Source organism: Trichocoleus sp. FACHB-90, from assembly GCF_014695505.1.
Taxonomy (GTDB): domain Bacteria; phylum Cyanobacteriota; class Cyanobacteriia; order Cyanobacteriales; family FACHB-T130; genus Funiculus; species Funiculus sociatus.
The window spans coordinates 90,237-115,854 of sequence record NZ_JACJOK010000073.1 but is presented as its reverse complement, the minus strand read 5'-3'; the positions used below and the strand labels follow the sequence as shown (position 1 = coordinate 115,854).

Here is a 25,618-nt window from a genome sequence, read left to right as displayed (position 1 = left end):
TGATGACTTCCACCAGTGGCGCGATCGCATCAGTTGGTCATTTTAACTGTATCAGGTGTTCTTACACGGCTTGTTACCTGAAAGTTTTTAACTTTGTCTGTTTGGGCTACTCCCCACCCTACAAAATCTGTATGGTATTGCACTTCACATCCCAATCCGGGTAGAGGATTTGCTGTAGCGTCACTGATAGGCTGTTAATTAAGGCTATCTTTTGCATCATCTAACGATATCACTATGAATTATCTCGTCGCCGTACTGCAAGACCGCATCCAAGCAGAAGCAGCTTATTCCGCTCTAGAAAAAGAAGGCTTACCTATGGATAAGGTGACTATCCTGGGTAGAGGATACAAAAGTGCTGATGAATTTGGCTTGATCGATCCCAACGAGCAGGCTAAAAAGCAATCAACGCTGATGGCTTATTGGCTCATACCCTTTGGATTTATCGCCGGGTTTGTCTTCAACTTGAGTACAGGGATAGAAATTTTTCCCTGGGCAGGAGCATTTGGCAATCATGTCATTGGTGGGATTCTGGGCGCAGCCTCCGGTGCTTTGGGTAGTATTTTTGTCGGCGGCGGTGTTGGTTTGGTAGTTGGGAGTGGCGATGCTTTGCCTTACCGCAACCGCCTGAATGCTGGTAAGTACCTGGTTGTGGTTAAAGCTCCGGAAACTACAACTCGCCTAGCTACTCGGATACTCCGCCAGTTTGAGCCGGAAAATCTTCAGGCTTACGTTGACCCAGATGGCGTGTAAGCTAATCCTCTAGACAGAGGGGGTAATAAACAGAACATTGCTAGTCTAAGTAATTGCTTGAGCGCAAGTGACTTGAGGCTGGTCGGAATGGGAGTATTGCTAGCGGGTTTGGGAGTTGCGCTCGTCGGGTGGATCATCATAGATGTACTTTGGACAACGCTAGCGGTAGGAAGTGGAGGCGGGCCAATTACATCTAGAGTGTCTAGTTGGGTGTGGAAAACTATTCTGCGTCACCATCGCTGCGCTTCATCTCATCATCTGCTGGCGATCGCTGGCTACAGCACTATTATTATTTCTACTCAGGTGTGGATTTTTCTCACTTGGGCTGGGTGGGTATTAATTTTTAGCGCCAGCGATCGCTCCCAGGTTTCCGCCGATAGCAAGCAACCTGCTGACACCTGGGAGCGAATTTACTTCATAGGTTACACGTTGGTGACTTTAGGTTTAGGAGACTACCAACCCGAACGGAGAATCTGGCAACTAGCGACAGCAATAGCGGCGGCTAATGGGTTCTTGCTGATTACTCTAGCAATTAGCTATCTAATTTCGGTCGTCTCAGCGACGCAGAAGCGTCAGTTGGCAATCTATATCTTCTGTCTTGGAAGCACAACCCCACTGAAATCCTTACCAAAGCTTGGAATGGCAAAGATTTTGGGATGCTCTCGCAGCACTTGGTATCGCTCACACCTATGCTGGCACTGTACGGACAAAACCACTTAGTTTATCCAGTGCTTCATTACTTCCACAGTACCGATCCGCAAACGGCAGCTGAAATTAACGTGGTAGTCTTGGATGAGGCGTTGACACTCCTCGAATGTGCAGTTAAGCCGGAACACCGACCTGATGCTGTTGCTTTGTACGCGCTTCGTGAATCAGTGTTAGTTTTTCTAGATACGCTTAGCTCGGCTTTTATTAAACCATCTGCCTCTGCGCCACCCCTGCCACTGCTTGATGAGTTACGCGCTAGCAATATTCCCCTGGTTAGCGATGAAGTTTTTGAGAAAGAAGTCAGCAGCATAAATAAGCGAAGGCGTTTGCTTCTTGCTTTAGTGCAAAACGATGGCTGGACTTGGAAGTCAATATCAAATCGTTTGGGTAGACGATCTGTTCCTGGGTAAGCATACGCCTTGAGCGATCGCAACGATACAATCAAGAAAGTCATTGTAGATTGATTTAAAACTCAAACAAAACTCAAAATTATTTAGAATGTTGCCAAGAGAAGAACTCCTCAAAGGGGTAGAAAATAGAGATACTGTAGCTCGTGTCATTGATCTGGCGGATCAAGCAATTAAAACTTGGGAAGTTGTCGTAACTGATTTTCTTTCTCCTCCAGAAATTGTTGAAATTCAACAGGCTTTCAATCGTTTAACTGAAGTACAACTTGTTGTTTGGGGAGGTTATCCGCAAGCTGAACGGCAAAGGATCGCGATCGCGCGTTCAGAAATTCCTCTCGAAGCGTCTCAAGTCCCGGTTGCGGCTTTGGATATTGCTGGAAATTTTCTCTTCGACCAAGCCACTCATCGCGACTTTCTCGGCTCTATGCTGGGGTGTGGAATTGTGCGGGAAAAAACTGGCGATATTATTGTACTGGGAGAGTCTGGAGCGCAGGCGATTGTGGTTCCAGAAATGGTAGAGTTTCTGGAAATGCAACTCAATCAAGTACGCTCAACTCCTGTGAAAACTCGCAGAATTGAGCTTAGTGAATTAAAAATTCGCGAACCGAAGAAAAAAGAGTTAACGACAGTTGAGGCTTCTCTGCGATTGGATGCGATCGCATCCGCTGGATTTGGAATGTCTCGCAGCAAAATGGTTGATTTCATTGATGCTGGCGATGTCAGAGTAAATTGGAAAGAAATCACTCAAGCAAGTTCTCAAGTTAAATCTGGAGACTTAATCGCTATTCGCGGTAAAGGAAGGCTGGAAGTTGGGGAAATTGCTGTTACTAAAAAAGAACGTTACCGCGTCCAACTAACACGATTTCTTTAAAATTATGCTTATCCTAAGAGAAAAAGCGCGGCGCTAATTACCTAACGACTGTAGGCGCTTCCCCTTCCCAAAGGATAGTCGCAATTGCACCAACTTTTGTCCGTGTAAGGCGAGACAAAAAAAACCTGTCTACGCAGGCTTTTTTTGTGGATCATCGAGACTTTATGGGGGGTTTAGGGACGATTAGCAACTAATTACACGAGGACGACAACCGGACAGGGTACTGTGCATATTCACCACGTTGCCAATAATAGCGATCGCGGGTGCGCCAAAACCAGCCGCCTCTACCTGCGCCACAATCGTTGCTAAGGTGCCAATTAATTCTTCCTGTTCCGGTCGAGTTCCCCAGCGAATCAAGGCGATGGGAGTATCTAAACTCAATCCTGCAAGGTTCAATTGTTCTACAATGTAGGGCAGATTGTGAATGCCCATGTAGACAACGATGGTTTCGGAACTGTGGGCGATGCTAGACCAGTTCACAGTAGGACGATACTTCCCCACCGACTCGTGTCCTGTGACAAATGTTACCGAGGAACTGTAAGCACGGTGAGTTAGCGGAATCCCTGCATAAGCTGGTGCGGCAATTCCCGAAGTCACTCCTGGCACTACTTCCGCTGGCACTCCAGCACGCACCAAGTCTTCCATCTCTTCGCCGCCGCGACCAAACACAAACGGATCGCCGCCTTTGAGCCGCACCACTATCGCTTGAGTCTGTGCTTTTTCTATCAACAGTTGCGTAGTTTCTTCCTGCAACAGGGAGTGACGCCCCATCCGCTTACCCGCGTCAATTTTCTCGGCGTGGGGGTTAATCATCGCCAAAATTTGCGGACTCACTAGAGCGTCGTAAACTACGACATCAGCACACTCTAATAGTCCTTTCCCTTTCAGCGTCATTAAGCCGGGATCTCCTGGCCCTGCACCTACTAGATATACCTTACCCAAGCACTTACTCCTGTTTACCTGCGTGTTCTCTATGACTGTGCTGTTCATGTACTTCTTAAGTCCCAAATCAAATCGGCTAACTCAGCACTAGCCCCTATAGGTTCAGCCAGATGAAGCTTGCTCGTGGGAAATTGCTTAGACAGTAGCTTAACTTTTGTTAAGATCGCATCCGTAATTCCCCCGGTAAATAAAAAATAAGGCAGAATCCCTATGTGAGAATACTTAGCGCTGACTAAATCTTCTAGACGCTCCTCCAAACTGGGTGACACCGACCAGTAAGCAGGCACTGCCCCTAGAGTTGCGGCTATTGCCTCCACTGGCTGATTTCCACCAACACGGCGGCTACCGTGAGATAAGAGAATACTCGCATCCGCGTTTACCGAAGCCAAGCTAGTTGCCAAGAGACGACTTAAGCCAGGGTGAACGCCTAGATGAGGTCGGATCTCTATTGTCAACTTGCTCTCAAGAGCAATGGATGCGATCGCTACTTGCTCTGGGATATCTTCCATCACGTGAACTCCCGGCAACAGAAACAGGGGCAACACCTGAAGGTGTTTCAAGCCACTGGCATAAGCGCGATCGCAAAATTGCCGAATTTGTTCGTGCAAAGGCTGATCCCCTAGTTCCAGCACTGCTGTACCTACCAGGGGTGACAATGCCACTGGCGGCGCAGCCAAGGATGAGCGATCGCTTTTTTTCTGCATCCATTCGCTCTCAAGGCGTACCTTCTGTGCCACAAGAGTTGCTAATTCTTCTACAGCTGCTTGGGGACGAGGGTCACGGCTTCCGTGGGATACCAGTAGATAGGCAGATGTATTTGGCAAAACCCCGCTCAAATTCCTAAATTGCGTACTATCCAATTAATATCGTTTTCCCGCAGAAGTTTTTGTATAAACTGTTTCTAATTCAAGTGCGATTTTGATATAAAACCGAATTTCTACATCGCTACACGCGATTGCCTTACTTACATTATTAATTTTTTATTAAGAAAAGTCGAGCCTCTGGGTTAAACTTCCCACAGACTCGATTTTTTTAACTAAGTTGTCCCGACTTGATGGTACGATTAGCTGTCAGCCGTAGGCTGTGGAACATACTGGAAATCAGGTGCAGAGTTCCAAGGCCCCCGCTCATCCTGACCATTCTGAGACAAATTGAAGTAAAGATTCACCGTTTCATCAGGCTGGATATTGCCAAAGAAGGGGTCAGTTAGTTTACCCATCGACTCCAGCGCCTTCATAAACATCTTGGTATGAGAAATTTCGCGGGTAAGCAGATGCACTAGAGTCTTCTTCGTCCCTTCATCAGTTGACAGCTTGATCAACTGCTCATAAGTTTGACGCGCCCCAGCTTCAGCAGCAATGTTTGCCCGCAAGTCACGCACAACATCCCCACCTTCATTAATATAGCTAGCAGTCCAACTATTACCCTGGCTATCTAAGAAGTGTGGCCCCATCCCACGGAGAGCAAACAGGGTACTCTTATAAGCTTCTGTTTGGTCAGTATTCTTTGTATGCTGTTCGATGAGTTTACCCACCATTTCCAGGTGTCCAAACTCCTCTATAGCGATATCTTGCAGCATATCTTTAATACCGGGATTGTCGCAGTGAAACGACTGTACCCAATACTGTAAAGCGGCTGTAAGTTCGCCCGTTGCTCCCCCAAACTGCTCTAACATTAGTTGAGCAAAACGTGGGTTAGGCTCTTTAATATCGACAGTATGAATTGTTTCTTTTTTGTGGAAAAACACTAACTAATGCCTCCTCTCAATTTTAGATGTAAGCTGTAAAACCTGATTTTCGTAAAATCCTTGTATCGCCAACTGAAAAAGCTTAAACTTTTTTCAATATTTTTGGCACTGTCACCAGCTTATATCAGGGTATACAATCTAAACCTGCATCAACAGACAGAGTTTAAAACAAGCTTTGTCTAACTAAAGAATGAGGATAGAATAGCTAATATAATATAAGCTTAGCAATCCAATTTATCCTCGTTTCCGCATGACTGGGGACGCTGAGATATGGAGGCTCTGCCTCTGATAAAGTATCAAATAATATCAGGCAGAGTCTCATGGTAGGCATTTCCCTCTGTAGGGACATGGCATTGCCTCCTACCAAGGTCGCGGAAACGTCAGAACCGCTATATATTCCACCCAACTGAAAAACGCTATATCCTGTGTAACACCCGATGCTCGTGGATATATTGCACCAGAGGTTAACTAATCTAATAATATAGGCGATCGCCCGATTTCCACACTACCTGATGCTGGCAATGTAGATTTACCCCCAGCTAAATCTCGAACTTGCTTAACATTCCAATTAGAAGGCACTTTAAAAGGCAATTTACCTTCTGGGTTCCACACAATCCAGCCTGTGTAATTATTATCTCGCGTAACCTGACAAATCCAGATTTTATTACTATCAGGTTGACAAGATTTCATCGTCGCACCTATCAGCCATTCCTGCACCTCACTATAGGCAATGCTGGCTGGTGTAAGGGTTTTATTGTCCGCCTGCACCATCTTTAACCAATTTGGATGAATTTGCGTGTTTACATCCCAGGCGTACCAGTAGAAACGACTAATCCCAGATGCCCAATAAATAATATAAGTACGCGCTATAAAACCTCTTGCTTCTTCATCGGTAAACGGCTGTTCGTTAGGAAATTTAGCATAGGCATTTTCTGTGTCCCACAAAGGCTTATGGCTAAGTTTGTTCTTAGCCATTACTTGTTGCATTTTCCGAATAGTTTGCACTCGTTCTTCTGGTGTTTTTTCCTTAATAGAATACAAGTGCGGCCCTACTACGTCGGTGTAAGCAGCCGCGCCTTTGGCAAAGTATTGATCCAGCCAATCCACTCCCCCAAGGGAAATCCAGCTTTCATTTCCTGGCAAATCCAAGCCTGCGATCGCGCCCGGAGATACGACAATAATATTAGTATCAACTTCTTTGAGAACTTTGTAAGCCTCCTGCGCCATTTCTACCATCTTTTCAATTGAGCCACTGTAATCATTTTTATTATTAGTTTCGTTCCAGATTTGATAAGCTCGAATGCGACCTTTGTAGCGAGTCGCAACAGTTCTTACAAAGTTGCGCCAATCCTCCATATCTTTAGGTTCTGAAGCAACTCCGGGGAAATCTTTTCCCCACTCTCCTACCTCATTCGGTCGTGCTGCTGCCCATTTAGGAGTATCGTTAAATACATAAAGAACTTCAACTCCCTGTTGTTCGGCTAAATCAACATATTTATCTAATATCTCGAATTTCCACTCACCTTTGTTTGGCTGGATGAAGAACCACGGCACAAAAACCCGCAAAGCCCCCACATTAACAGCAGGCCAAGGAGTTTTGGTAGGTTCTTGAATGTGCATCCCAAATAGCGTTTTTGGGATAGGTGTAGAGGAAACGGTTGCCGTTGTAGTATTTACTACTTGAGCCGGAGATTTTTTCGGTGCAAATAATGTGGTGCAACCAATTACTGGCAGTGTTAAAACGGTTATTACTAAGAAGAAGAAATTAGAATTTTTAATAGAAAGCATGAGTTTTTTATTCTTACTTATTCTCGTTTCCAGTCTCAGACTGGAAACCCCAGAATAGGAGGCTGAGCCTGCCCTTAAAAAAATAGGCGAGGCTCAACCTGGAAAGGAGAACTTCACATCATGGGTGAATGCAAGCCTGGATTAGTTCTTCTATGCCGTTGACGGGTAAGATTGGTGTACCCAATTCTTGGGCAAGTTCTTCCACAGTCATATCGTCTAAAAAGCGAGTATCTCCATGCTTGAGCATGACAGAAGGGAGGAGAATGCGATCGCCTAAATCTTTTCCCTTTAACTTCAGCGGCTTTTTCGGGCGTTACTGGTATCAGTTCATCTTCTGCTGGACGAAAGCGCGTTAACCCCACTGGCACCACCGCCACAGATGCCAGCTTATCTCAGGGTATACAGTCTAAACTTGCATCAAGAAGCATAGTTTTAAATTAGGTTTTTCTAACTAAAGAACGACTAAAAAACTGCTAGTGCATAGTACACTAACCAATGCCCACCATGAACTTTCTCCTCGTTCCTGCAAGAACGAGGAAACGAGAAATTTTTAAAACCTACCTAATACCGCACTCTTCCAGTTTTGCAACCATTGCACCCGCATGATGCCACCATTCATAACCTCCTACCCAGCGACGCGATGGCAGATGTCCGGGTGCGGCTTTGTCGCTAAATTTCAAACCGGAGTCGGGATGATAAGGATTGTAGGCAAACCAGCCTACTTTTTCGCAAAAAATTTGATATTCTCCCCTAGCATCTTGATAAATTTGCTTTTGTACGCTGAAGCCAAAACGCCCTTGACTATACTTCACCCACAGCTGGTCAATTGTCCACAAATCGTCACAAGGGAATTTTTGAATATCACTACTGGATAAATAGCTTCTGGATGATTTACCAACTGCTTGACACATAACTGCCCAGGTTTCTTGATCGGCTTCTTTCCATTTCTTTTTAGCTAATAAATCCCGCAGTTTTGTATATTTAACTTCTACGTTGGAATTTAGAAAATTAACAGCAGAACGCTCTTGAATTTGAACCGCTGGTGCAGGACGGGGATTTAAACTTTGCTGTACTGCTTGCAATACTTCAGCAGTGCAGGAATAGCGTTCTCTGATGGCATTTTGCAGCAATTTATCGAGGATTTGACTGAGGCCTTCGCTTACCTTCATTCCCCTTGGCAAAAAATCGCGCCACGCCCACCCGTTATTCACAATATCGAACATAGTCAGGGGAGGAACGCCAGTCAACAAGTGAATGCAAGTGACACCCAAACTGTAGAGATCGCTGGAGGGCAAAGCTTTGCCCCGTGTTTGCTCAGGTGCCATGTAGCCGGGGCTACCAATGATCGTCCCAGTGTGGAGCAAAGCTGTATCTGTGAATACCTTGGCAACTCCAAAGTCGATCAAAATGAGATGGCGATCGCTAGTGCGTCTGATAATATTAGCTGGCTTAATATCCCGGTGCAACACCCGATGCTCGTGGATATATTGCACAACAGGTAACAAATTCTGCAACATTTCCCAAATCTGCATTTCGCTATAAACACCCTTTTGCTGCAACTCCTGGGACAGAGTTTGTCCGGGAATAAACTCTTGCACTAAATACATCTGCTGCTTTTGTTCAAAGTGAGCTAGTAGGAAGGGAATTTGCGAATGCTTTCCCAGCTCATCCAGACGCATTGCTTCCTGACAAAACAAGGAAACCACCTTTGTAAAAGTAGTTTGATCTCGTTCTGGGAAGTAGAGTTGCTTAATTACACAACTTGGTTTTGAAGGAATATGCTCATCCACCGCTAAAAAAGTTCTCCCAAAGCCGCCTTTACCAATTAGCTTCATCGGACGATAGCGGTCTTTCAATAATAGTTTTTGCCCGCAACTGCGACAAAATCGGTCATTTGCCTGGTTGTGGGGGCTTCTACATTCAGGAGCAACACAGTAGAGCATGGCAGGCTTTGGCACCCACGCGAATGATGTTCATCTCTAAGGTATCCCCAATTGGAGAGATGACACAAATCTGTTTGTTTATTATCGTTCCCAGTCTCAGACTGGGAAAGCCTTCGGGAGGCTCCGCCTCCCCCTAGAAAAAATAGGCGAGGCAGAGCCTCGCTAACCTCATTCCCAGGCTCAGCCTGTTCATGAGAACTTTAAGGGTGAATGCAAGCCTGGATTAGTTCTTCTATGCCGTTGACGGGTAAGATTGGTGTACCCAAATCTTGGGCAAGTTCTTCCACAGTCATATCGTCTAAAAAGCGAGTATCTCCATGCTTGAGCATGACAGAAGGGAGGAGAATGCGATCGCCTAAATCTTTTCCCTTTAACTTCAGCAAATCTTCACCCGTCAACAATCCGGTAACGCTAATTTCTTGTCCCCAGTAATCGCTATGTCTAGCTGCTATATTCACCTGTAGTCCTTCAACTTGATTCAGGCGTTGCACGATAGGTTGGAACGCTTTTTCAACGGCATTGCCAACTATCCAAGTGCATCTTCTGGGTGTCTCGATACGTTGCGGTAGCATTTTCTTCGCCGCTTGCTGAAATTCTTTGAGAAACTGGCGAATAGATCCCACCCCGTTGCCAATTTGGGGATAATCTTCATAGTGAGATTCGCTTGGCAACTCCTGCCCCGCAATTAAAAACCATTCGTCGGCTAACCAAGCGAAGGTAGAACCCAGCGAGACACGGAATTTGTCTTGCAGTGTCTGGACTTGCGAAATTACTTCAGCGGCTTTTTCAGGCGTTACTGGTATCAGTTCATCTTCAGCTGGACGAAAGCGCGTTAACCCCACTGGTACCACCGCCACAGATGCCACAGTGGGAATTTCCCCCCTGTGGAAAGATGCTAAATCCCCCAGGGTGGTATCCAGATGTGCGCCATCGTTAACCCCTGGACACAGAACTACCTGGGCGTGAATTTGCAAACGCCGTTCTTGGAACCACTGCAATTGTTGTAATATTTGCCCAGCGCGGGGATTTTTTAGCAGGCGAGTTCTTACCTCTGGTTCGGTGGCGTGGACGGAAACGTAGAGAGGGGATAGGCGCATTTGCTCAATTCTGTCCCATTCTCGTTGGGTGAGATTGGTTAAGGTGAGGTATGAGCCATAGAGGAAGCTGAGGCGATAATCATCATCTTTTAAATATAGACTTTGGCGTTTACCGGGCGGTTGCTGGTCGATGAAGCAGAAAGGACAGCGGTTATTGCACTGGATTAAGCCATCAAATAGGGCGGTTTCAAATTCTAGCCCTAAGTCATCGTCGTAGTCTTTTTCAATTTCTACTGAGTGGCTTTTGCCAGCGGTGTCTAAGACTTCCAGTTCCAGCACTTCATCGGCGCACAAAAACTGGTAGTCGATGAGGTCGCGGGGGCGCGAACCGTTGATGGAAACTATGGCATCGCCTGGTTCAAATCCAATTTCGGCGGCGATGGAGTCGGGGAGAACGTTGGTTATTAGGGCTGGACGAATTGATGTCTCGCTCATGATACTGGGAGGAAACGAACCACTTCAGGCAATAGAGGGCGTAGAGGAAAGAGTTATTAAATATTGGGGATGAGTTTGAGGTAGATTGCTGCTAGGATTACTACTCCAAATGCTAGCCGATACCAGATGAATAGCCAGGTGCTTTGGGTTTGCAGGAAGCGCAGCAGCCAAGCGATCGCTAAATATGAAAATATTGCTGAACTGATGGTTCCGACTATTAGGGAAATCAGCCCCGCATCCCCCACTCCTTCTTCTAAAAAACCTTTTAACTCTACTAACCCAGCTATGGTAATGGCTGGAATACCTAATAAAAAGGAAAATCTGGCAGCAGTTGCCCGTTCTAATCCCATAAATAACCCGGCGGTGAGGGTGGAACCGGAGCGGGAAACGCCGGGAATTAGCGCCATAGCCTGCGCTAAGCCCATCAAAATGCCATCGTTGAGTTGGAGCTGCTCAAAGTTGCGCTTTTTCTGTCCTACGCGCTCTGCGATGCCTAGCAAGAGGGACATGACAATTGAGGCGATCGCGATCGCACTCAAACTCCGCAGGGGTGAGTTGTCAAAGTCGGGAATAAACTTTTTGATCAGCAGTCCAAAAAATACTATCGGTACCGTTCCCAGAATTATCCCCAGCGCCATGAGGAAGTCGTAAGACTGGTAATCTTTGCTGGCGATCGCTTTGGCTGCACCCGTGACGATTTGCGTGATGTCGCGCCAGAAATACCACAGCACGGCCGCAATACTTCCCAACTGAATCACCGCTGTAAAGGCAACCCCCGGATCGCCCCATCCCAGGGCTACAGGCACTACTTTCAAATGCCCTGTACTGCTAATCGGCAAGAACTCTGTCATCCCCTGCACAAAGCCTAAAAACGCCGCCTGGACAATATTTACCTGGGATGTGGTACTGGGTGCGGGTACCGCTTCTTGCGCCATAGTCAGCGTTTCTAAAGGGAATGCGATCGCACTGCTTAATCCACCTACACCCAAAAGGGCGAACCTCTGACATTTTGATATAGCCATAGTCTCCTCTATAGTCAATCGCCTACTAATCTACTGTGGGTAATTGCTAATTGCTAATTACTAATTAACTAATTAATCTTCTCCCCCAGTACAACCGGCCCCCTTCTCCCCAGTCCCTAATCCCCGCTTGCTCTTGTCAAGAAAACTAAGTTAATATCTTAAATATCCCCCCCCTAGGGATATTCAGTGTTATATTGAAAGATGTAAACATAAGTAACGAATATTAATAATATCTTGTTTAACAATACCTGGTCTTCCAACCCATCTTCTAACGTTTCTGACACTCTTAGCCAGCCTGGTAAAGTCCTTCTGACTCTTGCTGATTGGGGAATTGGCACCCGTCAAGCTTGGTTGCTTTTTGCGGCATCCTCGTTTCTGGTTTCGGTGCCAGTGTTTGTTCAGGCTCCCTTAGTGCGGCTGCTGCCTGGGTTAAGTTTAGTAATGACAATAGGTTGGGTGTGGCTGGGTATTACCCTGATGCGGCGTGACTCAACGAAATTGTGGGGAGACTTGCTGCTGGGGTTCAGCTGGAGTTGGTTAGCAGGATCAATATATTGGGGTTGGTGGCGCTGGGAACCCACAATCCATCTGCCAATAGAGGCAATAGGTTTACCGTTTGCGCTTTGGTGTATAAGTAAGCGTTGGGGAATGGTGGGAAACCTGTTTTATCTCGGCTCGCTGTTCGGTACAGCAGTAACAGATATATACTTCTACATAGCTGGCTTAATTCCACACTGGCGAACCTTGATGCAAGTCGCACCCAGCGAAGCATCACTGGTTTTCCAAACTGCGATCGCTCAAGTCAAAACTCCTTGGGGTGCAGGTTGGGCGATGGTTCTGTTAGGTGTTCTTCTGGGTGTTGGTCTAGTACCCTTGCGATCGCGCCAGCTGCACTGGTGGGCATTTGGTGGAGCAGTATTAAGTACAATTTTGGTAGACAGCCTGTTTTGGTTAGCTGCCTCTATGGCTTAAAAATACCTGCAAGTTGACCAATGCTCAATCTATTAGTGCAGGGATGTCGAGCTTCGCTCTTGTTTTGCGATCGCACACTCAAGAGGCGGAAATATGCTAAAAATTAAAAGTTCTAAACGACTTGTCGTCAATATTTTAGCCTGTGGTGACTTTGCGACCCACTCCTTACCTGCTGCTTCGCACCGACTCCGGCAATCGCTATCTCCCGTTGGTGAGTAGTAATTGCTGGACAGTTGGTCGCAGCGACGACAACAATTTTGTGCTGCCGGATCGGTGGATTTCCCGAAATCACGCTATGTTGCAGTGTACCGAAACCGGAGAGTTTTACCTAATCGACTTAGGCAGTCGTAACGGGTCTTTTGTCAATGGGCGACGAGTCAGTATTCCTGTAACATTACGCAATGGCGATCGCCTTACCTTTGGTCAGACGGATCTAGAGTTCCACTGTCCAACGGCAGCCGGCAACAATGAGTCATCGGTGACTGGAGATAAGGATACTCTCACTTCGACTTTGCACGTCCGTCGCCTGATGTCAGTGATGGTAGTAGATATCCGCGACTTCACTGTACTAACCCGACAGCTGGATGAAAAGATTTTATCGGCGGTGATTGGCACCTGGTTCCGCCACGCCGGAAATATCATCCGACAGTATGGTAGTTGGGTGGATAAATACATTGGCGATGCAGTGATGGCAATCTGGTTTCATGGTTCCCAAGGCGTCACCGAAGAGGAAATGCTAAATATTTGTAAGGCGCTGAGTGACCTCCATAAAATAACTATGGATCTGAGTAATAAATATCCTTTGCCTTTTAATCTGCGAATTGGGGCGGGGATTAATACAGGTTATGCTATGGTCGGTAACACTGGCAGTGGCGATCGCCCCGACTATACTGCGATCGGTGATACCGTGAATGCAGCATTTCGCCTGGAATCTGCCACTAAGGAAATTGGTCTAGATATTGCCATAGGGGAAACAACTCACGACTATCTCTTAACCTTGGCAGGAAAGGATACGGGGTTTAAGCAATATATCGTCAATCTCAAAGGTTATGACGCGCCCACTGTAACTTATGCAGGTTTATACGCTGACCTGGATGCTTTTGTGCAGGTCAATAGTCAGTAGGTAGCAGTTTCACGATCGGCAGACTAAGAACTACAGACTCCTAATTTCTACATCAAAAACTTCTGCAAAGGCTGCTACCACATCCAGGCGCACCTGGTTAAGATCAATTGTGGGAAGGAACTGGGCTAAACTGCCAACAGGCTTGTCGGCAATGCCACAGGGTACAATGCGCTGGAAGCCGCAGAGGTCGGGACAAACGTTTAAGGCGAAGCCGTGCATGGCGATCCAGCGGCTGACTTTAATGCCAATTGCTGCCACCTTACAGCCTTCCAGCCAAACGCCAGTCATACCGGGAATGCGATCGCCTTTTAACCCATAAACATCCAGAACTCGAATTAATACCTCTTCTAACTGCCGCAGATACCAGTGCAGGTCTTGGCGATAATGTCGCAGATTTAAAATTGGGTAGCCGACTAGCTGACCCGGACAGTGGTATGTCACTTCACCGCCTCGTTCCACCCGAAAAACTTCCCAGTCAGTCGCTGCGGGGTCAAATTTGAGAAATTCTAGACTTGCTCCTTGTCCCAGAGTATAAACTGGCGGATGCTCTAGCAAAATCAGCGCATCTTGACAATTCGGGTCGTTTAGGCGTTCTGTAACTAGCGATCGCTGCCATTCCCAAGCATCTGCATAGGGCATCAGCCCTCGATTGTATATTAAGACTTGCCGCCGGGAATCCAAGGCAAAAATTTCAGACATACTTAAGATTATCGCAAAAATCAACAGCAATTTGACTTAAATTTTCTGCATATTTCAGCTAGCGGGATCAAGAAATGTCAAAAGATGCAAAGGATTTTGAAGAGAAGTCAAAGGCATCTGTTGTGTACATTACAAAGTGCTAATGTTGAAGTTATAAGCAAACAGTGTTGAAACAGGACGCATCTTCAAGACAACCCCAAAGCAAGGCTGAGCAATCGTAGGGTAAAACACGTTAGTTAGACTTGCTTTTCTGGAGATAACTGAACAGGAACATCGACAGTAGTTTTGAGCAATCGGCTTGCTGGTAACACCTCTGGCTACGGCTCGCTGTTCAAGAACATCCGAGTAACCTTGTAGGTATGGGTAAAACCTTGATATTCCTAAAAGTTTTGCCTCTGTTCAACACTTGTCTACCCAAAAAACGGGCATTTAATAGCTACAGAAGAAAGCGGCAATTATCTGCTATAGCTTTCTAATTTACCAATACGGTACACTATGGAGTATCCGGTATGAAGCTTGTCATCCACGGCAAAAACATTGAAATCACCGATGCGATTCGCGAGTACGTGAATCAAAAGATTGAAAAAGCGGTGAACCACTTTCAGAATTTGACAACAGAAGTAAATGTGCATCTATCAGTAGCCCGCAATCCCCGGATAAATCCCAAACAGGCGGCTGAAGTAACGATTTTCGCTAATGGCACAGTGATCCGCGCCGAAGAAAGCAGCGATAACCTATACGCTAGTATTGACCTGGTTGCTGATAAAATTGCCCGAAACCTGCGGAAATATAAAGAAAAACGGCTGGATCAGAAAACCCAAGCTCAGCCTAAAACTGCCGTAGCGGTAGAAGAAGTACCAGTGGCACCGGATCTAATAGGCGATCGCACTCCCGAACTCCCCACAGAAGTTGTGCGTACCAAATATTTTGCCATGCCGCCGATGACTACAGAAGAAGCTTTGGAACAATTGCAGCTGGTGGATCACGACTTCTATATGTTCCGCAATGCCGAAACTGGCGAGATTAACGTGATTTATGAACGCAACCACGGTGGTTATGGAGTGATTCTGCCGCGTAACGGCAACGGACACACGAATCACAAAAATGGGAAAACTGCCCACGGCAACAGTGCGACACCAGAGAAGTCCACTGCAAAAGGTTAACTCAATCTCGTTTCCTGCTTAGGGAGGCTCTGCCTCCCCTTCAAGGGCAAGAAAGTATAAAAGCAATCAGCCTCTAATTTCGGGTTCCCAAACTGGGTCTGGGAACGCGAAATTATAGCATGTCTGAAAAGTCATAATCGAGATGCTTAGACGGTTGAGATCCCCCTAAATCCCCCTTTTTAAGGGGGACTAAGACTTGATTCTCCCCCCTTGAAAAGGGGGGCTGGGGGGATCAAGCTAACTTTTGACACTTGTAAGACATCCTCTTAGCCATTAGCGCTAATTTTGCCTTGCAACAGGTAAGTAGTCATTTTTCCTTTACCCTTAACTTGGATTGATTCCCGTTCCTCAAATAAATATTGCTCCCGCAACAGTTCGTAGGTGGCTGCTGTCACCTGAATATGACCAGGTAAACCGTGTGATTCCATGCGACTAGCAATATTCACCGTGTCCCCCCACAGGTCGTAGATAAACTTTTTTGTGCCAATCACACCTGCCACCACAGGCCCGGTGTGGATGCCAATCCGCATACTCAAAGCTTGCCCAGTTTCCCGGCTAAATTGAGCGATCGCAGTTTGCATATCGAGTGCCATTTGCGCGCTCGCGCCTGCGTGGTTCCCCAGGGGATGAGGAATACCCCCCACCACCATATAAGCGTCTCCAATCGTCTTAATTTTCTCTAAGCTGTGTTGTTCAGCCAGCTGGTCAAACTCCGAGAAAATCACATTAAGTATCTCTACCAGTTCTGTCGGCGAAACTTTAGTTGAAAATTCTGTAAAACCAACCAAATCGGCAAACATAACCGTGACATTGGAAAAGTTTTCCGCAATCGTGTTTTCCTGCCGTTTCAGGCGTTCGGCAATCGGCTGGGGTAAGATATTCAGCAACAGGCGTTCGGTTTGTTCCTGTTGATAGCGTAGTGCTTCTTCTGCGGCTAAGCGCTCAGTTATATCTCGAAGAATCGCCCTTGTAGCAACGGGTTTTCCATTTACTAACTTACAGTTTAAGCTTCCTTCTAGGGATATTTTTTCGTCATTTTTAGTAATAAATTCGACTTTAATTTGACCGATTTTTTCTCCAGACATCACCCTCTGGAACTTCTCCAAACATTGTTCTAAACAATCTGGATGAATAACGTCAAATACCTTCATCTGAGCAATTTCAGCTTCGCTATATCCCAAAGTTTCTCGCCAAGCATGATTAACATACAAAAAATTACCATCTGGAGCGACGCTCTGAATTAAGTCGTTGGCATTTTCAAACAAATCTCGATATCTTTCTTCGCTCTCCTGTTGCGCGGCTTCTGCTCGCTTACTCTGGATAAATTGACCGAGTTGGCTACCAATAGCCATCATCATCTGAAGCAAATCTTCATCGGGCATCTGTTTGTCGCGGCTAAAAAAAGTCATCACCCCGAAAACTTCACCGCCGCTTTGGATAGGAAACCCAAATGCTCCGTGGATTTGGGTACGAGATGCGATATGCGATCGTTCAAATTTAGCATCATTGACCACATCGCTAATCCACAAGGGCGATCGCGATGCCCAAACGCGACCGGGCAAACCCACCCCTGGCGCAAAGGTAATCTTTTTAGTAAACTCTATAAACTCTTTAATCCCAACCAACGCCCTCGCCCAACTTTCCACACATCGCAATTGGCCACTGGGCAAATCTCCCCCTCTCCCCTGCTCCCCTGAACCTTCCTCTACCATCCAAAATTCACCTAAATCCCAACTCAGGCTTTCACACAGTGCTGGCAGAATTTTTTGGATTGCTTTGTTTAGTGCTGTTGACTCTGACAAAACGCGAGTTGTAGCATACTGCGCCACCTGACGCTGCTGGTCGCGCTTACGCTGGGTGATGTCTCGACCGATATAAACAAAATTTTGTAAATCTTGTACCTCAGTCTGAATAACTGAGCAGGAAAAGGCGACGGAAATTTTTTTTCCAGATTTGGTCTGACAAACAGCCTCTACATTCTTAAATTTATTTGGAAATAATGGAGGGTGCTGATTTGCTTTTTTAAAGAAGTTTTTATCATCAATAATTATACTAATTTGCTGCCCGATTAATTCGGACTCGCTATAACCAAATAACCCTTCGACAGCTTTGTTAACTATTTTTATCTTTCCCGATGTCGTCGTTACCAACAAGATATCTGCCATTGAATCTATAATTTTATCGATATAATATTTTGACTCTGATAAAGCACTTACTAAAAGATTGGTGCCATTAGTGGCTTGTACTAAATTTTGTTCTAAAATTATTCTTTCGGTTACATCTTCAAGGAATATAATCAAATTATCGGACAGATTATCCTCAGTTTTTTCCTGTAAAATTACATACAAATTAAAATATAGAAAATTATTATCTCCACGTCCCAGAGAAACAAACTCGAAAATACTCCGCTGCCCTTCAAAGACAGCCATCAGATAATTTTCAGATCCTATCAATTCCGGAAATCCCAGGCGAACATCCTTACCCGCTCCGAACTCCTGGGGTTGCTCGGCAAAACGTTGCGCTCCCTCGGATGCCTCTAACACGATTAAGTCCCGATCAAGTGTCAGGTACTCCATTCTGCGTGTAGCCAAGAATTTTTTAAACAGGGAATTCATAATTCAAGACAAAAGGCTGAAGAGTCATTAGTTCCTAGCTAATAACTTAGAACTCTTGACTATTAACTACTTTTTACTTTTTGTAGCATACATAACGCTCTAAGCTGCTAAGAGCCACAGACGCAGACGCGATCGCGCCCTTGAGTCTTAGCCTGATACAACGCCATATCAGCAGCTTGGATCGTTTCTGATGCCGTCAAACCGTGTTCTGGGAAACAAGCGACCCCCAGCGAGAGGGTGATGGTACCCAAAAGTTGACCGTGATACTTTACCTGAAGTTGCTTAATTTTTTCCCGAAGTTGCTGCGCTCGTTCGAGGACGACATCTAGAGGTGCCTCTGGTAAAATTAGCGTGAACTCCTCGCCCCCATAACGGCAGGCAATATCGCCTTTGCGGATATTTTTTTGTAAAAATAAACCCACTTCCCGCAGCACCGCATCGCCTGCCTCGTGACCATAAGTGTCATTAAATTTCTTAAAGTCGTCAATATCGAGGATGATGATGCCTAGTGGTTGCTGCTTGCACTCGGCGCGATGAATCTCCTGCTCTAGGGATTCTTTCAGGTAACGCCGATTAAAAAGATCCGTAAGCGGATCGCGAATACTCTGATTTTTCAGGATTTCCCGCAGTCTCAGGTTCGCCAAAGCAAGAGCAATGTGTTGAGCTACGGTGACAGCCAGCCGTTGTTTGGCTTCGGTTAATCGTTCTTTTTCTAGAGGACTTACATACAACATTCCTATCGCTTCCCCCTGCGCCATCATCGGGATGCAGCCATATTCAGCAGGGAGTGGATTTGGGTGCAGATGCTTGCAGAGCATACGGTTGTGGGTGTTCGTTACGAAATGCGATCGCCCCCGCCGCAACGCCCAGCACTCATGAGTTGAGAACAGTTTCTGGCTTGTATAAACTTCAGTTCCCGCGTCTTCACCCCAAGTCGCCACCGCCTCAACCAGCTGTTTTGAGGCATGAATCATAAAAACTCCACCCACCGTATCCGGGAAAAGCGGTTCCATCATCTGGACAATGACGGTGTAAGCTTCCTCAACACTCAAACAAGCTTGGAGTAATTCGCTTAGTTCGCTCAGCAGAGTAATCTCTCGGTTGCGCTGTTCTAATTCATTAACCCAGATGGTGAGTTTTTCGTTTGCCTGTTGTACGGCTGCTTCTGTTCGCTTGCGCTGGGTGATGTCCCGCCCGATATAAACAAAATCTTGTAAGTCCTCTATGTCAGTCTCAATAGCTGAACAGGAAAATGCTACAACAATGTCTTTCCCATTTTTTGTCTTACAAATTACTTCCACATCCTTTAATAATTCACCAGGAGATAAAGGATACAGTAGCCTTGCTTTTTGGAAAAAATCATTGTCAGTAATAATCTGAGCAATTTGCTTATTAATTAATTCTTTTTCGCTATAACCGAATAAATCTTTCGCAGCTTTATTTATGGCTTTTATCTTTCCTGATGCTGTTGTTACCAACAAAACCTCAGCAATTGACGTAATAATTTTATCTATATAATTTTTAGAACTCGTTAAAGCGCTAAGTAAAAGATTGGCTTCGTTTGTTCTCTGCACCAAGTTTTGCGTCATGGACATTTTTTCGGTTACATCATCAAAGAAGATGATTAACCAGTCTTCTAAGTCTTCTTCGTTATATTGGTATTTACTCACAGAAATATCAATATATAAAAGAGAGCCATTATCTGAAGATCGGGAAATACCTTTTAGATCGAAATTCTGCTTCTCTCCTGACAATATTTCGCTGAAAACTTCTTCAAGCCCGATTAATTCAGGGAAACCAAGACGGGCATCCTTGCCCTTTACTACCTCATCTGGTTGCTCGGCAAACTTATGCACGTTCAAAGATGTATCTAAAATGCTCAATTTCCGATCCAACGCCAAATACTCGATGCGTCGGGGTGCTAAGAGTTTTTTAAAGTACGGATTTACAGAACTTGTAAACATAATTACAACTTTCGGTAGTAATATTACGCAAATCCGGAATTAGCAAGAAGCAAAATGAGACTTTATCCTCGTTCCAGGGCTGCGGTCTAGGAATGGGACGTGAGGCGACCATCTCACCTCTTTCTGGGTAATTCTTGCTATTAGGTGGAGGCAAGAGCCTCTAAGACTTGCGTTCCCATTCCGCAGCCTAGGAACGAGAAGAATATGAGGCTGAGACTCTTAAGGAGAAATAGTTACAGAAATTCTGGAGTAGCCATGACTATTCTATAATTTTGTAAGCTATATTTTGAAAAATTTCATCGACGGCTTGACCTGTTTTTGCCGAAGTCGGCTGAATTGATAATACTTGAGATTGCTGGTAATTGTTACTCATTTGGAGCAATTTTGCCAGTTTTTCTTCATCAGCCAAGTCGGATTTATTCAAGGCAATGATGATAAATCCTTTGGGATTAACTGACAAAAACAGATTTAAATGATCCGCAAGATGCTCGATGGTTTCCTGACGGCTGACATCGGCAACGAGTATGGCAGCGCTGGCTCCTTGCAGGTAAGTAGGCGCGATCGCTTTAAATTTGGTACTACCTTCTAAATCCCAAATTAGCAGATTTACGCTCAACTTTTCCTGTTGTTTTACCTGTTCTAATTCCACAGTTTTGCGAGAAATTTTGACTCCCACAGTTGAAAGATACTTATCACTGAACTGACGATCTACAAAGCGGCGAATTAAGCTGGTTTTACCCACGCCAAAATCACCAACTAAGCAGATTTTTTTTGATATACTTGACATATTTATTTACGTTGGACAACTGGTGTCACTAGCTCAAATTCGACGCACCTACTTAACCATAGGGGTTGGTCAGCATCTACATCTAAGGGGTGGGTTGTCATTCCTGCAACTCGCAATCGTCGAGGAGCAACGCCTTGCTCTATTAAGGCATCTCGCACCGTCTTAGCTCGCTCAAGTGCCAAGTGCCGATCTTGGTTTGGGTTGTCGCTGGCATCACCGTAACCTACTATCATAAGATGCTTTTCTGGATACTGACTTAAGAATCCCCTGATTGGTAGAATTTTGTTTTTTATATCTTTAAATTCGAGCTTTTGTGTACCGCGACTAAAGTAAATTCGGGTAGCGATCGCACTTGGCTGTATTTCTACAGTGTTGGTGACAGACTCAATTGCCGGAATTTTTCCGAATGCCAGAGTGATTTTCTGGGCATCTGTCGCTTGCAAAGCAGTTCCCTGGACTGTGACTTTACCAGCATTATATTTAGCAGAAATGAAAACGCCGTCCATCTGATTGAGTATTGATGTCACTCGCTTTACCTCAGCTGCTGGCAATACCGGATCGGGGGGCGTATTGATGGCGATGATGTTATTGTTTAACTTCAGAGTTGGGTTAGTATCTTGGGCAATTTGTGCAGCTTTTTGGCGTAAATACTCGTTAGGCACTTTTCCAGCAAGCTTCAAAATTTCGGCATCGGCATCGACTGTAAGACGATAAACTGCTAACTCTGGATTAGATGCTAAGGCGAGGGCGGTATTTTGCTCAATGGCGCGATCGCTTCTGTGGCGATACTGATAAATTCCCCAAGGCAGTAAGATGAAACTCAGTAGCATTGAGCCGAGTATTAACAGCGTAGGTGTAGCAGCTTTCTTGTTATTTGACTTTGTGCAGCTGTCTCTAAAGTCTTCTAATATATGGTTTACCTGCTCCGGGATGGTGGCTGCATCTCCATTAAACATCTCGATGGGTTTACCATATTTTTGAATGATGCTGCTGAGGGTACTCCGGATTCTCAGCATTAACCAGTTAGGCGGTTCTCCTTGAACTACTACCGCCATGTAACAGTATCCCGCCACTTCTAGGATAATTTTGGAAGCGCCATAGTTGATATGATCGAGTTCCGAAACTTCCCCTGAAAGTGCAATACAGTCATTAACAAAGCTGCGAATAGCTGTGAGCATACCCGCCACCATATCAGATTCTAGTTTCTGTAGCTCAGGCGGTTGAACCTCACAAAGGATTAAACCAGAGCTTTTGTGAATCAAGAAAATGGCTCGAATATTAAAGGGCATTGCATCTTTGAGGATGAGTTCTGCCTCAGAGACTCCTTGCACCTTAGCGCGAATTTTACGAGTGATTCCCTCTACGCTCAAGGTATTTTCAATTTTTTCATTAATGGCACGAATTTCTTCCACCATGTATTTAGAAATTGTGCTGCCAATGATGGGATAGAGGGCATCTACCATCGAATCCCGCTCAAGATAAATCTGTTCTTTAATAGCTTTTCCCATTGTGGGCGCGATCGCTTTAGCAATTTCCTCCGGCGAGTCACTGATCTGTCGGGAAATTGCCGCTGATATCAGCGGTGCTAAAGCGCCAGCCATCGCTACTTTATCTTTACCAGCTCTGCTCTCAATCATCCGATCCATGATCGGCGCGATCGCCTCAACAACTTCTTCCTTGGATTGCTCAATCTTGAGAATCAAAATCTCTGTAATCAAAGGCAAAAGTAAATTTATTAACTCTGTCGGCTCATAAATCTGATTCTCTAGAATTTTCAGTTTTTGTTCAATATTTACTATCAAGTGCCGATACTCACCCATGCCAATATCGACTAGAAGATTTTCCAAGCGAGCCAGGGAATCGTCTGGGGCATCAACATTATCTAAATTCTGCTGAGATTTATTCGACACCTCGCTAGATTTTTTGGCGTTATCTTCACTTAAAATCGACGCATAATGCGCTTCTTTAATAGGTTCACCCGCAGTTACTACATCAGTAGATGGTAGTAATTCTCCAGCAGATTTTTCTGCTTGGTTTTTCAATAGTGGCGCTGGAAAAATCAAGTTTTTTAAATGCGAAAAACTCGTAACAACATCACCTGAAATATCTAACTCATCTTCCTCAGATGAAATCGAATTTATCTCGTTCCCAGGCTCAGCCTGGGAACGAAAATTAGGAGGTTCTACCTCCCCCTGCTCGATAATGGTGTCAGATGCCTGCACCCTTGGCGATTTTCCTGAAGGCTTAGGTACAGTAACTACATCGAAATTCTGCTCCGATAAAAGTGAATTTTTAAATAGCTTTTCGGCTTTATTTTCAAGGTCTTTTGATTCTTCTCTATGTTCCTTAGAAGGGTTGAAAAGCTCTAAGTCAATTAATAAATTCAGCAACCCTTCTAGTGGAGCAGAATCGTCAGCTTGATTTTTTTTGGATAAAGTCATGGACTGCCATCCGTTACTCTAATTTTTAACTAATAAAGCTAAAAAATCAAGCAATACACCCTAATTCGGCGCAGGAATTTGATTTTATCTAATGTCCTGACTCTGGTAACAAAAGCTCCGCAGCTACACTTCTGCCACTGTCGTCTGATAAATCAGAGGCTAAGCTCGCCCCTTTTAACCTCATACCAAACTCAAACATTATTTCTGCCATATCATCTTTAGAAAGTTTGACATCAGTCATTGAAGAAAAGCGTTTTTCCATTTCTTCAAAAACTTGTTTCCTCAGACTTCGGATATCTTCTTGGAGTTTCTCTCTAGTTTGGGAGACGTCTTGTCGAATCGCATTTGTTTGGGTATCGACAACATCATCCAAGGTTCCCAAGGTGTTAGAAATGCTTTGGCTGGTGCGGTCAATATGTTGGCGAAGATCGGCACTTTCTTTTTGGGTATTTAGGCTTAAAATTCTGATTTTTTTATCCAGAGAATCAACTGCTATTTGTAGCTCTAGGGAAAGAGCATCTTTTATCCGATCAATGCGCTGATTGATTTCTTGATCTAGGTTGGATAATTCTGACTCTAAATGCTCGAAGCGCTTGCTATAGTCTCGAACCTGAGAGCCAAAAAGAATGTCGCGAATCTGATCTATGTTTCCCAGTCTTTCACGCATTTCATCTTTGGAAATTTCATTCATAATTAGACCTTGTTATTGAGAAAACTGCCTATTGTTCATTTAAACAGACTATGGACTACCCAGCATCCATTCAGGAAGAAAAACATATCGAAAAATTCAGCCCATATTCTAGTTTCACGTCAGGTTTAAGCGGAGAAACCTTTAGTCTTCGTCATCGCTAACCTATGTTAGAATCTCCGCCAATAGGCGCAACGGATTCTCCTAGTTATCACATAACTTCTGCGCCATAGTGATTCTAGACAAACTTCGTGACATCCTCCTTTGTAAGTATTCCCCTGTAGATGACTATCTTTAACATCAGTGCTGAGTTTTTCTGAATTTAGAAGTCTACTTAACAAAGAAGCAATCAGGTATCAGCTTACTGTAGCCTACCGTCACGAGCGATCGCATCTTCGGTGCCATCACTCCTGCTCACTTTCGCGCCAACAATGCGATCGTTGGATTAGCACCCAATAGCAAACTCTCAAGCGCCTGCGATGCGTCTGGTTTGTGGCGCACATGAGCATCAATAAACAAACCAACCGTTTCACCCACTAGAGAACGTATTGCGTCTTCCGGTTGAGTGGCTGGTAAGTCAAAAGGTGAAGCAGTAGTAATATCTGGCGGATAAGCAATGGAAAAGTGATTTGCCCCTTCCAGAATTAGCAGATAGGTGTCATCTCGCCCCCCGGTTATTGCCTCGTGAAAGGTGCGGACAACTGCTGTAGTCGCGTCGCTACTGAGTCCATACTGTCGGCTGCTGCTGGCAATTACCCCATCCTTGGTGCCACCTATGAGCAATAGGGGCAGCGATGAGGGCAGCGGTAATATCGTTTCTGGTGCAAATCCTAGCATTATCGGGGCGGCATTGTGAGCGCCGTAGGCAAAAGCCGCCGCGACTTGTGGAAAAAAGCGCGGTTCGGCATTTTCTAGCGCAATTCTGCCACCTGCGGAGTGTCCGCCCAAAATAATTTGTTGTAAGTTCAGCATTCCCGCCAGCACTCCCTCCGACTGGAGGCTTTCGAGTTCGCCTAGTAGTGTTGGTAAAGCCGAAGCAGTAGAGCCAGTGCCGTATTTATCGGGTGTCCACATTGCAATATCAACACCTGGAGTGAGGCTAAATATCCCAGGCAAATTTTCGGCAACCCAGTCAAATGTCACTACCACCATTCCCCCCTGGGCAAGTTGAACTGCTAGCCACTGGTACATTTGGCTCGTGCAGTTAATCCCACTAAAGAAAATTACCACCGGAAACGGAGCTTTGTCTGAGTCTGCTGGCACAATGCCTTGAGCTAGTTGCTGTTGGCTTCCCGACATCTTGGCGGGATATAGTATCTTGAGATGAATTGTGTCGTAGGGCGGTTTGGCATTCTCAACTTTAGCGGCTCGGAAAAAAGCGCGAATCATGCCATAATTCCTAAATTCAGACTTTTTTAATCATAAGCCTACACAGTTGGACTTTTAGAAATAACTT

At 45.2% G+C, this 25,618-nt stretch carries 22 protein-coding genes and 1 pseudogene; 8 read left to right on the top strand and 15 right to left on the bottom strand.

Features of this window, described 5'->3' with window-relative positions; all coding sequences use genetic code 11:
* The first annotated feature begins 2 nt into the window (after positions 1–2).
* The 5 genes from H6F74_RS21860 to H6F74_RS21840 all read left to right on the top strand — a co-directional run bounded on the left by H6F74_RS21860 (position 3) and on the right by H6F74_RS21840 (position 2,736).
* Entirely contained in the window at positions 3–164 is a 162-nt protein-coding gene (locus tag H6F74_RS21860) for a hypothetical protein (RefSeq protein ID WP_190444264.1), read from the top strand.
* Positions 165–234: 70 nt separating this feature from the next.
* Positions 235–750, top strand: coding sequence for a hypothetical protein (locus H6F74_RS21855; protein WP_190444263.1), 516 nt, complete (start codon positions 235–237; stop codon positions 748–750).
* Between the two features lie 87 nt (positions 751–837).
* Positions 838–1,470 (top strand): ion channel, encoded by a 633-nt coding sequence (locus H6F74_RS21850; RefSeq protein WP_190444262.1) that lies wholly within the window; start codon positions 838–840, stop codon positions 1,468–1,470.
* Entirely contained in the window at positions 1,440–1,868 is a 429-nt protein-coding gene (locus tag H6F74_RS21845) for a hypothetical protein (RefSeq protein WP_190444261.1), read from the top strand. Before H6F74_RS21850 ends, H6F74_RS21845 begins: the two co-directional genes overlap by 31 nt.
* Before the next feature lie 88 nt (positions 1,869–1,956).
* Complete coding sequence (locus tag H6F74_RS21840) at positions 1,957–2,736, top strand: photosystem II S4 domain protein (RefSeq protein ID WP_190444260.1); 780 nt, start codon at positions 1,957–1,959, stop codon at positions 2,734–2,736.
* A 183-nt stretch (positions 2,737–2,919) separates the two neighbouring features.
* Here H6F74_RS21840 and cobA read toward each other — a convergent pair whose 3' ends face one another.
* The 8 genes and pseudogenes from cobA to H6F74_RS21800 form a co-directional block, all read right to left on the bottom strand.
* On the bottom strand, positions 2,920–3,726 hold the full coding sequence (cobA, locus tag H6F74_RS21835) for a uroporphyrinogen-III C-methyltransferase (RefSeq protein WP_190444259.1): 807 nt from the start codon (positions 3,724–3,726) through the stop codon (positions 2,920–2,922).
* On the bottom strand, positions 3,723–4,502 hold the full coding sequence (locus H6F74_RS21830; protein WP_190444258.1) for a sirohydrochlorin chelatase: 780 nt from the start codon (positions 4,500–4,502) through the stop codon (positions 3,723–3,725). Before H6F74_RS21830 ends, cobA begins: the two co-directional genes overlap by 4 nt.
* Before the next feature lie 239 nt (positions 4,503–4,741).
* On the bottom strand, positions 4,742–5,425 hold the full coding sequence (locus tag H6F74_RS21825; RefSeq protein WP_190444257.1) for a manganese catalase family protein: 684 nt from the start codon (positions 5,423–5,425) through the stop codon (positions 4,742–4,744).
* Positions 5,426–5,893: 468 nt separating this feature from the next.
* Positions 5,894–7,213 (bottom strand): beta-galactosidase, encoded by a 1,320-nt coding sequence (locus tag H6F74_RS21820; RefSeq protein ID WP_190444256.1) that lies wholly within the window; start codon positions 7,211–7,213, stop codon positions 5,894–5,896.
* A 118-nt stretch (positions 7,214–7,331) separates the two neighbouring features.
* Positions 7,332–7,511 (bottom strand): annotated as a pseudogene (locus H6F74_RS21815) (DUF512 domain-containing protein); the annotation flags it as partial.
* A gap of 259 nt (positions 7,512–7,770) precedes the next feature.
* Positions 7,771–9,171: a serine/threonine-protein kinase gene (locus H6F74_RS21810; RefSeq protein WP_206756341.1), complete on the bottom strand. Its 1,401-nt coding sequence runs from the start codon at positions 9,169–9,171 to the stop codon at positions 7,771–7,773.
* A gap of 185 nt (positions 9,172–9,356) precedes the next feature.
* A complete protein-coding gene (locus H6F74_RS21805; protein ID WP_190444254.1) occupies positions 9,357–10,688 on the bottom strand; it encodes a TIGR03279 family radical SAM protein in 1,332 nt (443 codons plus the stop codon).
* Positions 10,689–10,744: 56 nt separating this feature from the next.
* A complete protein-coding gene (locus H6F74_RS21800) occupies positions 10,745–11,710 on the bottom strand; it encodes an undecaprenyl-diphosphate phosphatase (RefSeq protein ID WP_190444253.1) in 966 nt (321 codons plus the stop codon).
* 330 nt (positions 11,711–12,040) lie between these two features.
* On the opposite strand from H6F74_RS21800, the gene H6F74_RS21795 reads away from it, so the two are divergent.
* Positions 12,041–12,682, top strand: coding sequence for a DUF3120 domain-containing protein (locus H6F74_RS21795; protein WP_347269546.1), 642 nt, complete (start codon positions 12,041–12,043; stop codon positions 12,680–12,682).
* A 142-nt stretch (positions 12,683–12,824) separates the two neighbouring features.
* The gene (locus H6F74_RS21790; protein WP_190444251.1) at positions 12,825–13,805 is read left to right on the top strand and encodes an FHA domain-containing protein; all 981 of its coding nucleotides are present in this window, start codon (positions 12,825–12,827) and stop codon (positions 13,803–13,805) included.
* A gap of 30 nt (positions 13,806–13,835) precedes the next feature.
* Here the strand turns inward: H6F74_RS21790 and lipB are convergent, their stop codons facing one another.
* A complete protein-coding gene (gene lipB, locus H6F74_RS21785) occupies positions 13,836–14,504 on the bottom strand; it encodes a lipoyl(octanoyl) transferase LipB (RefSeq protein ID WP_190444250.1) in 669 nt (222 codons plus the stop codon).
* Between the two features lie 509 nt (positions 14,505–15,013).
* Between lipB and raiA the strand changes: the two genes are divergently transcribed.
* Complete coding sequence (gene raiA, locus H6F74_RS21780; RefSeq protein ID WP_190444249.1) at positions 15,014–15,667, top strand: ribosome-associated translation inhibitor RaiA; 654 nt, start codon at positions 15,014–15,016, stop codon at positions 15,665–15,667.
* Between the two features lie 266 nt (positions 15,668–15,933).
* Here the strand turns inward: raiA and H6F74_RS21775 are convergent, their stop codons facing one another.
* From H6F74_RS21775 to H6F74_RS21750, 6 genes are all read right to left on the bottom strand, one after another.
* A complete protein-coding gene (locus H6F74_RS21775; RefSeq protein WP_206756340.1) occupies positions 15,934–18,258 on the bottom strand; it encodes an adenylate/guanylate cyclase domain-containing protein in 2,325 nt (774 codons plus the stop codon).
* A gap of 131 nt (positions 18,259–18,389) precedes the next feature.
* Complete coding sequence (locus H6F74_RS29480; protein WP_199301487.1) at positions 18,390–20,246, bottom strand: diguanylate cyclase; 1,857 nt, start codon at positions 20,244–20,246, stop codon at positions 18,390–18,392.
* 259 nt (positions 20,247–20,505) lie between these two features.
* Positions 20,506–21,033, bottom strand: a complete 528-nt coding sequence (locus H6F74_RS21765; protein WP_190444247.1) for a Rab family GTPase — start codon at positions 21,031–21,033, stop codon at positions 20,506–20,508.
* A 2-nt stretch (positions 21,034–21,035) separates the two neighbouring features.
* Positions 21,036–23,474, bottom strand: a complete 2,439-nt coding sequence (locus H6F74_RS21760; protein WP_190444246.1) for an OmpA family protein — start codon at positions 23,472–23,474, stop codon at positions 21,036–21,038.
* Between the two features lie 88 nt (positions 23,475–23,562).
* On the bottom strand, positions 23,563–24,165 hold the full coding sequence (locus H6F74_RS21755) for a hypothetical protein (protein WP_190444245.1): 603 nt from the start codon (positions 24,163–24,165) through the stop codon (positions 23,563–23,565).
* 411 nt (positions 24,166–24,576) lie between these two features.
* On the bottom strand, positions 24,577–25,551 hold the full coding sequence (locus H6F74_RS21750; protein ID WP_190444244.1) for a dienelactone hydrolase: 975 nt from the start codon (positions 25,549–25,551) through the stop codon (positions 24,577–24,579).
* Positions 25,552–25,618 lie beyond the last annotated feature (67 nt).